Annotated in this window: 14 protein-coding genes; all 14 read right to left on the bottom strand. The window is 57.9% G+C overall.

The features are described from left to right. Positions 1-67: 67 nt before the first annotated feature. The 14 genes from glmU to mnmG all read right to left on the bottom strand — a co-directional run bounded on the left by glmU (position 68) and on the right by mnmG (position 13,055). Positions 68-1,435, bottom strand: a complete 1,368-nt coding sequence (gene glmU / locus GUY40_RS19270; protein ID WP_166570496.1) for a bifunctional UDP-N-acetylglucosamine diphosphorylase/glucosamine-1-phosphate N-acetyltransferase GlmU — start codon at positions 1,433-1,435, stop codon at positions 68-70. A 126-nt stretch (positions 1,436-1,561) separates the two neighbouring features. Continuing rightward, positions 1,562-1,981: a F0F1 ATP synthase subunit epsilon gene (locus tag GUY40_RS19265; protein ID WP_166570495.1), complete on the bottom strand. Its 420-nt coding sequence runs from the start codon at positions 1,979-1,981 to the stop codon at positions 1,562-1,564. Positions 1,982-2,025: 44 nt separating this feature from the next. After that, positions 2,026-3,402 (bottom strand): F0F1 ATP synthase subunit beta, encoded by a 1,377-nt coding sequence (gene atpD, locus GUY40_RS19260; RefSeq protein ID WP_166570494.1) that lies wholly within the window; start codon positions 3,400-3,402, stop codon positions 2,026-2,028. A gap of 27 nt (positions 3,403-3,429) precedes the next feature. Continuing rightward, positions 3,430-4,290, bottom strand: a complete 861-nt coding sequence (gene atpG, locus GUY40_RS19255; RefSeq protein ID WP_166570493.1) for a F0F1 ATP synthase subunit gamma — start codon at positions 4,288-4,290, stop codon at positions 3,430-3,432. Positions 4,291-4,340: 50 nt separating this feature from the next. Then, complete coding sequence (gene atpA, locus GUY40_RS19250; protein ID WP_166570492.1) at positions 4,341-5,885, bottom strand: F0F1 ATP synthase subunit alpha; 1,545 nt, start codon at positions 5,883-5,885, stop codon at positions 4,341-4,343. A 21-nt stretch (positions 5,886-5,906) separates the two neighbouring features. Next, entirely contained in the window at positions 5,907-6,443 is a 537-nt protein-coding gene (locus tag GUY40_RS19245) for a F0F1 ATP synthase subunit delta (protein ID WP_166570491.1), read from the bottom strand. 12 nt (positions 6,444-6,455) lie between these two features. Then, positions 6,456-6,926, bottom strand: coding sequence for a F0F1 ATP synthase subunit B (locus tag GUY40_RS19240; protein ID WP_166570490.1), 471 nt, complete (start codon positions 6,924-6,926; stop codon positions 6,456-6,458). A 57-nt stretch (positions 6,927-6,983) separates the two neighbouring features. Further along, positions 6,984-7,241 (bottom strand): F0F1 ATP synthase subunit C, encoded by a 258-nt coding sequence (atpE, locus tag GUY40_RS19235; protein ID WP_003097235.1) that lies wholly within the window; start codon positions 7,239-7,241, stop codon positions 6,984-6,986. Between the two features lie 143 nt (positions 7,242-7,384). After that, the gene (atpB, locus tag GUY40_RS19230; RefSeq protein WP_166570489.1) at positions 7,385-8,254 is read right to left on the bottom strand and encodes a F0F1 ATP synthase subunit A; all 870 of its coding nucleotides are present in this window, start codon (positions 8,252-8,254) and stop codon (positions 7,385-7,387) included. 16 nt (positions 8,255-8,270) lie between these two features. Further along, entirely contained in the window at positions 8,271-8,678 is a 408-nt protein-coding gene (locus GUY40_RS19225) for a F0F1 ATP synthase subunit I (protein WP_166570488.1), read from the bottom strand. A 148-nt stretch (positions 8,679-8,826) separates the two neighbouring features. Next, positions 8,827-9,699, bottom strand: coding sequence for a ParB/RepB/Spo0J family partition protein (locus GUY40_RS19220; RefSeq protein WP_166570487.1), 873 nt, complete (start codon positions 9,697-9,699; stop codon positions 8,827-8,829). Positions 9,700-9,708: 9 nt separating this feature from the next. Next, positions 9,709-10,500: a ParA family protein gene (locus GUY40_RS19215; protein WP_166570486.1), complete on the bottom strand. Its 792-nt coding sequence runs from the start codon at positions 10,498-10,500 to the stop codon at positions 9,709-9,711. 18 nt (positions 10,501-10,518) lie between these two features. Next, positions 10,519-11,166, bottom strand: a complete 648-nt coding sequence (gene rsmG / locus GUY40_RS19210) for a 16S rRNA (guanine(527)-N(7))-methyltransferase RsmG (protein WP_166570485.1) — start codon at positions 11,164-11,166, stop codon at positions 10,519-10,521. Further along, entirely contained in the window at positions 11,163-13,055 is a 1,893-nt protein-coding gene (mnmG, locus tag GUY40_RS19205; RefSeq protein ID WP_166570484.1) for a tRNA uridine-5-carboxymethylaminomethyl(34) synthesis enzyme MnmG, read from the bottom strand. Before mnmG ends, rsmG begins: the two co-directional genes overlap by 4 nt. Position 13,056: the final 1 nt, after the last annotated feature.

Below are 13,056 nucleotides of genomic sequence, written 5' to 3'. Positions count from 1 at the left end.
GATAAATCTGCAGCCATAAAAAAACCGACTCTTCAGGTCGGTTTTTTTAATCAGCTGTGGATAACCATCAGCTCTTCTTGATTTTCTCTGGCCGCTTCCAGCCTTCGATGTTGCGTTGACGCGCCCGGGCGATACCCAGCTGGCCAGCCGGAACTTCTTGAGTAATGGTCGAACCGGCAGCGGTGGTGGCACCGCTCAAGATATCCACAGGCGCAACCAGCGAGTTGTTGGAGCCTATGAAGACGTCTTCGCCCAATACAGTCTTGAACTTGTTGGCGCCATCATAATTACAGGTGATGGTACCGGCGCCGATATTGGTGCGCGCACCGATTTCGGCATCGCCCAGGTAGGTCAGGTGACCAGCCTTGGCGCCTTCACCCATGTGAGCATTCTTGAGCTCCACAAAGTTACCCACATGGGCGCGGGCTTCCAGCACGGTGCCCGGACGCAGACGAGCGAACGGGCCGGCATCGCTGCCCTCACCCAGTACCGCGCCTTCGATGTGGCTGTTGGCCTTGATCACCACACCCTTGCGCAGGATGCTGTCCTTGATGACGCAGTTCGGGCCGATGACGACGTTGTCTTCGATCTCCACTCGCCCCTCGAGGATCACGTTGATATCGATCAACACATCACGCCCCACCGTTACCTCGCCGCGAACGTCAAAACGCGCCGGGTCACGCAGGGTAACGCCCAGGCTCATCAGCCGGCGAGCTTCGCGCTGCTGATAATGGCGCTCGAGTTCGGCGAGCTGCTTGCGGTCGTTGGCGCCCTGCACTTCCATCGGATCGTGCGGTTGTTCGGTGGCCACTACCAGACCGTCAGCAACGGCCATGGCGATCACGTCGGTCAGGTAATATTCACCTTGGGCATTCTTGTTGGACAGGCGGCCCAACCAATCGGCCAGGCGTTTGCCAGGTACTGCCAGAATACCGGTGTTGCCTTCGCGAATAGCCTTTTGTGCCGCGGTGGCATCCTTGTGTTCCACGATCTCGCACACCGTGCCGACAGCGTCACGGACGATACGACCGTAGCCGGTAGGGTCCGCCAGGTTGACCGTCAACAAGCCCAACTGCTCGGCGCTTGCTTGTGTGAGCAAACGCTGCAGGGTCTCGACTTCGATCAACGGCACGTCGCCGTACAGAATCAATACGGTTTCAGCGCTCAGCGCAGGCAGTGCCTGGGCCACGGCATGGCCGGTGCCCAATTGTTCTGTCTGCATCACGAAATTCAGATCGTCAGCATTCAATCGTTCCCGAACTGCATCGGCGCCATGGCCGATGACCACGTGGATCCCTTGTGGCTGTAACTGTCGTGCCGTGTGGATAACATGCCCAAGCATGGAATTGCCGGCGACCGGGTGCAGCACTTTGGGAAGTGCCGAGCGCATACGGGTGCCTTGGCCTGCGGCTAGAATAACGATATCAAGTGACATGAACTGGCTACCAATCCTGGGTGGTCAGCGGCTGCGACCAAAAGATGAAATGCAGAAAAAGAAAAAGGGTAGCCGAGGCTACCCTTTAACTCAATTGCCACAGAAGTAATCGGCTAGAACGCCAGATTACCTGCCTTTGCGCAACTGCTGGACGGTACGCAGCTGGGCTGCGGCTTCGGCCAGACGTGCGGCGGCGGCGCCGTAGTCGAAATCCGCGCCTTTCAGATTCAGGGCGTTCTCGGCAGCCTTGAGGGCTTCCTGAGCCTGCGCTTCGTCCAGGTCGGCAGCACGTTGCACAGTATCGGCAAGCACCTTGACCATGTTCGGCTGGACCTCGAGGAAACCACCAGAGATGTAGAACACCTCTTGGGCGCCACCCTGCTTGGTCAGCGTGATCGGACCTGGCTTCAGATTAGTGATCAGCGGCGCGTGGCCTGGAGCGATACCAAGATCACCCAGGTTACCGTGCGCAACCACCATCTCGACCAGACCGGAGAAAATTTCTCCTTCCGCGCTGACGATATCGCAATGGACTGTCATAGCCATCTGCTTGCCTCAACCTGATTAGCGCCCCTTTCGGGGCGCCGGGATTACAGTTTCTTGGCTTTCTCGACCGCTTCTTCGATGCCGCCGACCATGTAGAACGCTTGTTCTGGCAAGTGGTCGTAGTCACCTTTGAGGATGCCGCTGAAGCCAGCAATGGTGTCTTTCAGGGAAACGTATTTGCCTGGGGAACCAGTGAAGACTTCAGCCACGAAGAACGGCTGGGACAGGAAGCGCTGGATCTTACGAGCGCGGGATACCAGTTGCTTGTCGGTTTCGGACAGTTCGTCCATACCCAGGATCGCAATGATGTCCTTCAGCTCTTTGTAGCGCTGCAGCACGTACTGAACACCGCGAGCGGTTTCGTAGTGCTCGTTGCCGATCACGTTCGGGTCCAGCTGGCGCGAAGTCGAGTCCAGTGGATCGACCGCTGGGTAGATACCCAGGGAAGCGATGTCACGGGACAGTACGACGGTGGCGTCCAAGTGGGCGAAGGTGGTTGCTGGCGACGGGTCGGTCAGGTCGTCCGCAGGTACGTATACCGCCTGGATCGAGGTGATCGAACCTTCCTTGGTCGAAGTGATACGCTCTTGCAGAACGCCCATCTCTTCAGCCAGGGTCGGCTGGTAACCTACTGCCGAAGGCATACGGCCCAGCAGTGCGGATACTTCAGTACCGGCCAGGGTGTAACGATAGATGTTGTCGACGAACAGCAGAACGTCGTTACCTTCGTCACGGAACTTCTCAGCCATGGTCAGGCCGGTCAGCGCTACGCGCAGACGGTTTCCTGGTGGCTCGTTCATTTGGCCGTATACCAGAGCAACCTTGTCCAGTACGTTGGAATCCTTCATCTCGTGGTAGAAGTCGTTACCCTCACGAGTACGCTCACCCACACCGGCGAACACGGAATAACCGCTGTGCTCGATGGCGATGTTACGGATCAGTTCCATCATGTTTACGGTTTTGCCTACACCGGCACCACCGAACAGACCTACCTTACCGCCCTTGGCAAACGGGCAAACCAGGTCGATAACCTTGATGCCGGTTTCCAGCAGGTCGTTGCCGCCTGCCTGGTCAGCGAACGAAGGCGCAGGACGGTGAATGCCCCAGCGCTCTTCGGTGTCGATCGGACCAGCTTCGTCGATCGGGTTACCCAGCACGTCCATGATCCGGCCCAGGGTCGCTTTACCGACCGGTACGGAGATGGCTGCGTTGGTGTCGACAACGTCCAGACCGCGCTTCAAGCCTTCGGTCGAACCCATCGCAATGGTACGAACTACGCCGTCGCCCAGCTGCTGCTGAACTTCCAGAGTAGTTTCCGCGCCTTGTACTTTCAGCGCGCTATAGACACTCGGTACGCTGTCACGTGGAAATTCCACGTCGATGACGGCGCCGATGATTTGAACGATACGTCCGCTACTCATAGCTGGATCCTCTGAATATTTGAACCGTTAAACCGCGGCAGCGCCGCCGACGATTTCCGAGATCTCTTGGGTGATCGCAGCCTGACGCGCCTTGTTGTAGATCAGCTGCAATTCGCTGATCAGATCACCGGCGTTATCGGTGGCGTTCTTCATTGCGATCATCCGCGCAGCTTGTTCAGCCGCGTTGTTCTCGACCACCGCCTGGTAGACCTGCGACTCCACGTAACGCACCATCAGGCCGTCCAGCAGCTCTTTGGCGTCAGGTTCGTAGAGGTAGTCCCAGTGGTGCTTGAGTTCTTGATCCGGGGTTGCAACCAACGGAATCAACTGCTCGACCGTTGGGGCTTGCGTCATGGTATTGATGAACTTGTTCGATACCACGGACAGACGATCGATACGACCATCCAGGTAAGCATCCAGCATGACCTTGACGCTGCCGATCAGATCATTGATCGACGGCTCTTCGCCCAGGTGGCTGATTGCTGCAACAACGTTACCGCCGAAGCTGCGGAAAAACGCTGCGCCCTTGCTGCCAACCACGCAAAGATCGATTTCGATACCTTGCTCGCGGTTAACCGCCATGTCCTTGACCAGGGCCTTGAACAGGTTGGTGTTCAAGCCACCGCACAGACCACGGTCACTGCTCACAACCACATAACCGACGCGTTTGACTTCGCGTTCGATCATGAAGGGGTGGCGGTATTCCGGGTTGGCGTTGGCCAGATGACCAATCACCTGGCGGATACGCTCCGCATAAGGACGGCTAGCAGCCATGCGCATTTGAGCCTTGCGCATCTTGCTCACCGCCACTTTTTCCATGGCGCTGGTAATTTTTTGCGTGCTTTTGATGCTCGCAATCTTACTGCGAATCTCTTTTGCGCCTGCCATGTAACACCTATCAGGTTAGCAAGCGGGGGCTGCAAAGCCCCCGCTGCGGCTTACCAGGTTTGGGTGGCCTTGAACTTCTCGATACCGGCTTTGATGCCAGAATCGATTTCGTCGTTGAAGTCACCCTTCACGTTGATCTTCGCCATCAGCGCGGCGTGATCACGGTTGAAGTAAGCAATCAGCGCTTGTTCGAAGCTGCCGATCTTGGCGATTTCAACGTCGGTCAAGAACCCACGCTCAGCGGCATACAGCGACAGCGCCATGTCCGCGATGGACATTGGAGCGTATTGCTTCTGCTTCATCAGCTCGGTAACACGTTGACCGTGCTCGAGTTGCTTACGGGTGGCTTCGTCCAGGTCAGAAGCGAACTGGGCGAATGCCGCCAGTTCACGGTACTGAGCCAGAGCGGTACGGATACCACCGGAGAGCTTCTTGATGATCTTGGTCTGAGCGGCACCACCCACACGGGATACCGAAACACCGGCGTTAACTGCAGGACGGATGCCCGAGTTGAACATGGCCGATTCCAGGAAGATCTGACCGTCGGTGATGGAAATCACGTTGGTCGGAACGAACGCGGAAACGTCGCCAGCCTGGGTTTCGATGATCGGCAGTGCGGTCAGGGAACCGGTCTTGCCAGTTACAGCACCGTTGGTGAACTTCTCGACGTACTCTTCGGAAACGCGCGATGCACGCTCCAGCAGACGGGAGTGGAGATAGAACACGTCACCTGGGTACGCTTCACGTCCTGGTGGACGGCGCAGCAGCAGGGAGATCTGACGGTAGGCAACGGCCTGCTTGGACAGGTCATCGTAAACGATCAGAGCGTCTTCACCGCGGTCACGGAAGAACTCGCCCATGGTGCAACCGGCGTATGGCGCCAGGAATTGCAGTGCGGCGGATTCCGAAGCACTGGCAACAACCACGATGGTGTTGGCCAGGGCGCCGTTTTCTTCCAGCTTGCGAACGATGTTGGCAACGGTCGAACGCTTTTGGCCGACAGCAACATAAACACAGAAAATACCGCTGTCTTTCTGGTTGATGATTGCGTCGATCGCCATCGCGGTTTTACCGATCTGACGGTCACCGATGATCAGCTCACGCTGGCCACGGCCGACTGGGATCATGGCGTCGACGGATTTGTAGCCAGTCTGTACAGGCTGGTCTACCGACTTACGCCAGATCACGCCCGGAGCAACTTTCTCGACCGCGTCGGTCTCGGTGTTGTTCAGCGGGCCTTTGCCGTCGATTGGGTTACCCAGTGCGTCAACGACGCGACCCAGCAGTTCCTTACCAACAGGAACTTCCAGGATGCGGCCGGTGCACTTGGCGCTCATGCCTTCAGCGAGGGTGTCGTATGCGCCCAGTACTACCGCACCAACGGAGTCTTGCTCCAGGTTGAGGGCCATACCGAACACGCCACCTGGAAACTCGATCATTTCGCCGTACATGACGTCGGCCAGACCGTGAATCCGCACGATACCGTCAGAAACGCTGACGACGGTACCTTCGTTGCGGGCTTGGGAGGTCACGTCGAGTTTTTCGATGCGACCCTTGATGATTTCACTAATTTCGGAAGGATTGAGTTGCTGCATTGCTCTGCTGCCCCTTCAAACTCAAGATTTCAATGCTTCGGCCAGTTTCGCGAGTTTGCCGCGAACCGAGCCATCGATTACCAGGTCGCCGGCACGGATGATCACACCCCCAATGAGGGTAGAGTCTTCCGTAGCCTGCAGTCGCACTTCCCGGTTGAGTCGTGCACTGAGAACCTTGGCGAGTTTGTCTTGCTGTTCTTTGTTCAATGCAAAAGCACTGGTTACGTCCACGTCTACGGATTTCTCCCGTTCGGCCTTGTACAGGTCGAACAGTGCCGAGATCTCCGGCAAAAGCCCGAGTCGGTCGTTTTCCGCAGCGACATGAATGAAATTCTGTGCCTGGGCATTCAACTTGTCGCCACACACGTCAATGAACGTGGTGGCCTTCTGTGCGCTCGTCAGTCGCGGGGCCTTGAGCAGGCGCTGCATGGTGTCGTCTTCCGACACCGCAGCAGCCAGGCCGAGCATGGCTGACCAATTGGCCAGTTGCTGATGGGCCTGGGCGTGCTCGAAGGCAGCCTTAGCGTAAGGTCGGGCCAACGTGGTCAGTTCTGCCATGATCGCCCTCGCTTAAATTTCAGCGGCCAGTTTGTTAACCAGCTCCGCATGCGCGTTTTGATCGATTGTGGCGCCAAGGATCTTCTCGGCACCGCCTACGGCCAGGCTACCCAGTTGGGCGCGCAGCGCGTCTTTGACGCCGTTCAGTTCCTGTTCGATCTCGGCTTGAGCCAGAGCCTTCACACGGTCAGCTTCGACGCGGGCCTGTTCACGGGCTTCCTCGACGATCTGAGCACCGCGCTTCTTGGCTTGCTCAATGATTTCGGCTGCCTGAGTCTTCGCTTCGCGCAGTTGTTGACCCACTTTATCTTGGGCCAACTCCAGGTCGCGAGCTGCTCGGCTGGCAGCGTCCAGTCCATCCGCGATCTTCTTCTGACGTTCGTGCAAAGCCGCGATGACCGGAGGCCACACGAACTTCATGCAGAACAGCACAAAGATGAAGAACGCAACGGACTGGCCAATCAGGGTTGCATTAATGTTCACGCCAACACCTCGCTCGTTCTTTGTCCATCACACCAATCAACTCGATGTAACGAGTGATTAGCCAGCGATTTGACCAACGAAGGGGTTCGCAAAGGTGAAGAACAGAGCGATACCAACACCGATCATGGTTACGGCGTCGAGCAGACCGGCAACGATGAACATTTTAACTTGCAGCATTGGAACCATCTCTGGCTGGCGAGCAGCGCCTTCCAGGAACTTGCCGCCCAGCAGGCCGAAACCAATGGCGGTACCCAGTGCACCCAGGCCGATCAGCAGAGCAACAGCGATAGCGGTTAGACCAACTACAGTTTCCATCTTTCCTCCCGACTTTTACGTCGTATTGGTTAGGTTTTTTAGTTTGAAGCGGTAAAACAAAATCGTTTGGTACAGCTGCCCTTGCGGACGTTTTCGACCCTCCCCGAAACCTGCAGAAGGGTCATCAGACACGCCAGGCGGTCTTAATGGTTATCTTCGTGAGCCATCGACAGGTAGACGATGGTAAGCACCATGAAGATGAACGCTTGCAGGGTGATGATCAGGATGTGGAACACAGCCCACGCCCATTGCAGCACCACACCCAGGCCACTGAGCCAGAGCAGGCCACTGCCGAACATCACCGCGATCAGGATGAACACCAGCTCACCGGCATACATGTTGCCGAACAGACGCAGTGCCAGCGAAATTGGCTTGGCGATCAGGGTGACGAACTCCAGCACGAAGTTCACCGGGATCAGCAGGATCTGCAGGAAAATGTTCTTGCTGCCAAACGGATGCAGGGTCAGTTCACCGAGGAAACCACCCAGGCCCTTGACCTTGATGCTGTAGAAAATGATCAGCGCGAAAACCGAGAAGGCCATGGCCAGCGTTGCGTTCACGTCAGTGGTCGACACAGCACGGAACGGAATGTGTGGATCACCGGAGATCAGGATGGCCAGCTGAGGAATCCAGTCGACCGGGATCAGGTCGATGGCGTTCATCATGAAGACCCAGACGAAGATGGTCAGCGCCAGCGGCGCGATAACCGGGCTGCGGCCGTGGAAGGTGTCCTTGACACTGCCGTCGACGAACTCGACCAGCACTTCAACGAAGTTCTGCAGTGCGCCTGGTTGGCCGGAAGTCGCCTTCTTGGCCGCCATGCGGAACAGGAGTACGAAAATCAGACCCAGCGCAACGGACCAACCCAGGGTGTCCAGGTGGAACGCCCAGAAGCCCATTGCTTTGGCTTCTGCTGCGGAATGGGCAAAACCCCATCCGCCGTCTGGTAGTTGACCGAAAGTCAAGTTCTGCAAGTGGTGCTGGATATAGCCCGAAGCGGTTTCTGCTGCCATGGTTGCCTCAAACGCCCTAAGGTCTCGAAAGTCTTGTTTTCATCAGCAGGGGCGCGAACCAGCTGACCAGTTGGGTCAGCAAGAAGACACCGAATACTGCTAACGGCGCCAATGGCTTCACACCTGCAAACGTCAATGCGAACAGCACTGCCGTCAGAATCAATTTGCCAGCCTCGCCGGCATAAAATGACCGGACGATGGCCTGAGCTGCCCGCGCTCCGGTAAACCGGAACGCCTTATAGGCGAAATACACATTGGGGAGCCAGGCGATCAACCCTCCGCAGAGGCCTGAGTAACCGCTGACTGCCCCGCGCCACTGCCACAACGCCAAGGCTGCCAACAGAAACACGACACATTGAGCCAGCAGGACCGGGAAAACCGCCCAGCGATGGAACGGCAGGCGGTTTGGCGTGCGTGTTTCCATCACATCTGCTCCTCGAAAGTCGGCCAGCCATACTTCAGTTATTTGGCATAATTTGTGCCGACAAAATGCGCGCAGAGTATAGGGGTGGATTAACCCCTATTCAACTGTTGGTAGTTATTTCCGACTACACGCTACAACAGGAATTGTTTCAACGGATGTGGGCAAGCACGCCCTGTAATTCGTCCAATGAGTTGTAACGGATCACTAACTGGCCTTTGCCTTTGTTGCCGTGGCGGATCTGTACTGCAGAGCCCAGCCGCTCTGCCAGACGCTGCTCAAGGCGGGTAATGTCCGGATCGGGCTTGACCGGTTCGACAGGTTCGGGTTTGCCATTGAGCCACTGGCGGACCAGTGCTTCGGTCTGACGAACAGTCAGACCACGTGCGACAACATGTCGCGCCCCCTCGACCTGTTGTTCATCCGGCAAACCGAGCAATGCACGCGCATGGCCCATTTCCAGATCACCATGCGACAGCATGGTCTTGATCACTTCCGGCAATGAGATCAGGCGCAGCAAGTTGGCGATCGTCACCCGGGATTTGCCCACGGCGTCGGCGACCTGTTGCTGTGTCAGCTGAAACTCCTGTTGCAGGCGTTGCAGCGCCATCGCTTCTTCGACAGGGTTAAGGTCTTCGCGCTGGATGTTCTCGATCAGCGCCATGGCAATGGCGGCCTCATCGGGCACTTCGCGCACCATCGCCGGGATCGTGTCCAGGCCGGCCTGCTGGCTGGCGCGCCAGCGGCGCTCGCCGGCAATGATTTCATAGCGGTCATTGCCGATCGGTCGCACCACGATCGGTTGCATCACGCCCTGGATACGAATGGACTGGGCCAGCTCTTCGAGCGCCTGTGGGTCCATGTCGCGGCGGGGCTGATACTTGCCGCGCTGGATCAGGTCCAGCGGCAGGTGCTGCAGTTCGCGCTGGTCGACCTTGACGGCTTGCTCTTCGAGCGCGCTGACGGTCGGACCACTGAGCAGTGCATCCAAGCCACGTCCCAGACCTCGTTTCTTGACGGCCATGTGGGTTCCTTAAGTTGGCTGAGCAGTGCGTGTTTGACGACGTTGGCGACGAACCATCTCGCCGGCCAGGGCCAGATAAGCGATGGCACCGCGGGACTGTTTGTCGTACGCCAGCGCCGGCATGCCGAAACTTGGAGCCTCCGCCAGGCGGATATTGCGCGGGATCACCGTATCGTAGAGCTGATCGCCGAAGTGTTCCTTGAGCTGCGCCGAGACGTCGTTGATCAGACTCAGGCGCGGGTCGTACATGGTCCGCAGCAGGCCTTCGATCTTCAGTTGCGGGTTCAGCAACTCGGCAATGCGCTTGATGTTATCCACAAGGTCGCTGAGACCTTCGAGTGCAAAGTATTCACATTGCATCGGAATGATCACGCCATCGGAGGCAACCAGCGCATTGAGCGTCAGCATAGACAGGGACGGCGGGCAGTCGATCAGGATGTAGTCGTAGCTCTCCCGGATCGGTGCCAGCGCGGTGCGCAGCCGGCTTTCCTTCATCTGCATTTCCAGCAGGACCACTTCGGCAGCGGTCAGGTCGCGGTTGGCCGGCAGCAACTGGTAACCACCATGCTCGGAAATGTGCATGGCCTGAGCCAGGTCGCACTCGCCGATCAGCAGGTCGTAGACCGAATGCTCCAGGGCATGCTTATCCACACCACTGCCCATGGTGGCGTTGCCCTGTGGATCGAGGTCGATCAGCAGCACGCGTCGCTTGGTAGCGACCAGCGATGCCGCGAGGTTGATACAGGTGGTGGTTTTACCCACGCCACCTTTCTGGTTCGCTATTGCGAATACCTTAGCCATTCTTGCTTGTGTTCCCAATCATGCCGTGCGGCGCAGTATCAGCAGATGGCGTTGGCCTTGGCAACCCGGAACGGTCAAGGCCTGTTCGCTATCGAGGTGAAAGTCTGCCGGCAATGCTACCAGTTCGTCGGCCGGATGCAGACCTTTCATCGCCAACCATTGTGTCTGGTCGTCGCCAAGGTGACGTGTCCAGTGGGTGAAATCTTCAAGACTGCTGAATGCACGGGAAACAATCCCGGTGAACGGCTGCGGCGGCTGAAAGGCTTCCACCCGACTGTGGATAACCTGCAGGTTGTTAAGCCCAAGCTCCAGTTTTACCTGGGTCTGGAAGCGCGTTTTCTTGCCATTGCTGTCCAGCGTGGTGATCTGTTTCTCGGGAAACATGATCGCCAGCGGGATGCCGGGCATTCCTCCTCCACTGCCCACGTCCAGCCACCTTGGGCTATCGCCGATGTAGGGCAGGATGCTCAGGCTATCGAGCAGGTGACGCGACACCATTTCATCCGGATTGCGCACAGCGGTCAGGTTGTAGGCCTTGTTCCACTTGATCAACAGGGCCAGATAAGCCAGCAGTTGATCATGCTGGTGCACAGTGAGCTCGATGCCCAATGCCCGTGCGCCTGTGGACAACTCTTCGCTGTGCTGCGGGGTAACCATGGAACTCAAGCGCTTTGCTCCAACTCGCGGCCGGCGCCGCGTTTTTTCAAATGAATCAGCAACAGGGAAATGGCGGCCGGGGTCACACCCGGGATACGCGACGCCTGGCCGAGGGTTTCCGGACGGGTCTGGCCAAGCTTGCCCTGAATCTCCTTGGATAACCCGCAGATGCCGTTGTAGTCGATATCCACAGGCAGACGCGTGTTTTCGCTGGCGCGCAAACGGGCGATCTCATCCTGCTGGCGGTCGATATAACCCGCGTATTTGGTCTTGATCTCAACCTGCTCGGCTACTTGCGGATCGAGGCTACCGCCACCGGTCACTTCAACCAGGCCAGCGTAGTCGATTTCCGGACGGCTCAACAGGTTCAGCAAATTGTATTCGTGGGTCAACGGCGTGCCGAATTTGTCGGCGATGGCGTTGCCTTGCTCGGTATTGGGGCGAACCCAGGTACTTTTCAGGCGCTGCTCTTCCAGCTCGATACCTTCACGCTTGGCACAGAAAGCAGCCCAACGCTGGTCATCGATCAAGCCCAGCTCGCGACCTTTTTCGGTCAAGCGCAGGTCAGCGTTGTCTTCACGCAAGATCAGGCGGTATTCGGCACGGGAGGTAAACATCCGGTACGGCTCTTGGGTGCCGAGGGTGATCAGGTCGTCAACCAGCACACCGATGTAGGCCTCGTCCCGACGCGGGCACCAGCTGTCTCGGCCCTGGGCACGCAAGGCGGCGTTGGTTCCGGCCAGCAGCCCCTGGGCGCCGGCTTCTTCGTAGCCGGTGGTGCCGTTGATCTGGCCGGCGAAGAACAGGCCCGCGATCACTTTGGTTTCCAGGCTGTACTTGAGGTCCCGCGGATCGAAGTAGTCGTACTCGATGGCGTAACCCGGCCGAACGATGTGAGCGTTTTCCATGCCACGGATGGACCGCACGATGTCCAGCTGCACATCGAAAGGCAAGGAGGTGGAAATGCCGTTTGGATAGATCTCGTGAGTGGTCAGGCCTTCAGGCTCGATGAAGACCTGATGGCTTTCCTTGTCGGCGAAGCGGTGGATCTTGTCTTCGATCGATGGGCAGTAGCGCGGGCCAATGCCTTCGATGACCCCGGAGTACATCGGCGAACGGTCGAGGTTCGAGGCGATGATCTCGTGAGTACGGGCATTGGTGTGGGTAATCCAGCAACTGACCTGACGCGGATGCTGCTCCTTGTTGCCCATGAACGACATCACCGGGATCGGGGTATCGCCGGGTTGCTCGGTCATGACCGAGAAGTCCACAGACCGACCGTCAATGCGCGGTGGAGTGCCGGTTTTCAAGCGACCAACACGCAGGGGCAGCTCACGCAGGCGCTTGGCCAATGCGATCGAAGGCGGATCGCCCGCGCGGCCGCCGGAATAATTCTGCAAACCGATGTGGATAAGTCCACCGAGGAAGGTGCCAGTGGTCAGGACGACCGAGTCGGCAAAAAACCGCAGGCCCATCTGCGTGACCACACCGCGGACCTGATCCTGCTCGACGATCAGGTCATCGCAGGATTGCTGAAATATCCACAGGTTCGGTTGGTTTTCCAGGATTTCGCGCACGGCTGCCTTGTACAAGGCGCGGTCTGCCTGTGCTCGCGTAGCGCGCACGGCTGGGCCTTTGCGGTTGTTCAACACACGAAACTGGATGCCGCCCAGGTCGGTAGCGGTGGCCATCGCGCCGCCGAGGGCATCGATTTCCTTGACCAGATGGCTTTTGCCGATGCCGCCGATGGCCGGGTTGCAACTCATATGACCGAGGGTTTCCACGTTATGAGTTAGCAGCAGGGTTTTGGCACCCATGCGTGCCGACGCAAGTGCAGCCTCGGTTCCGGCATGGCCGCCGCCGATGACGATCACTTCAAAACGGGAAGGGAAATCCACC

Source organism: Pseudomonas sp. R5(2019) (assembly GCF_009905435.1).
Classification (GTDB): Bacteria; Pseudomonadota; Gammaproteobacteria; order Pseudomonadales; family Pseudomonadaceae; genus Aquipseudomonas.
This window is presented reverse-complemented; position numbering and strand designations above follow the sequence as displayed.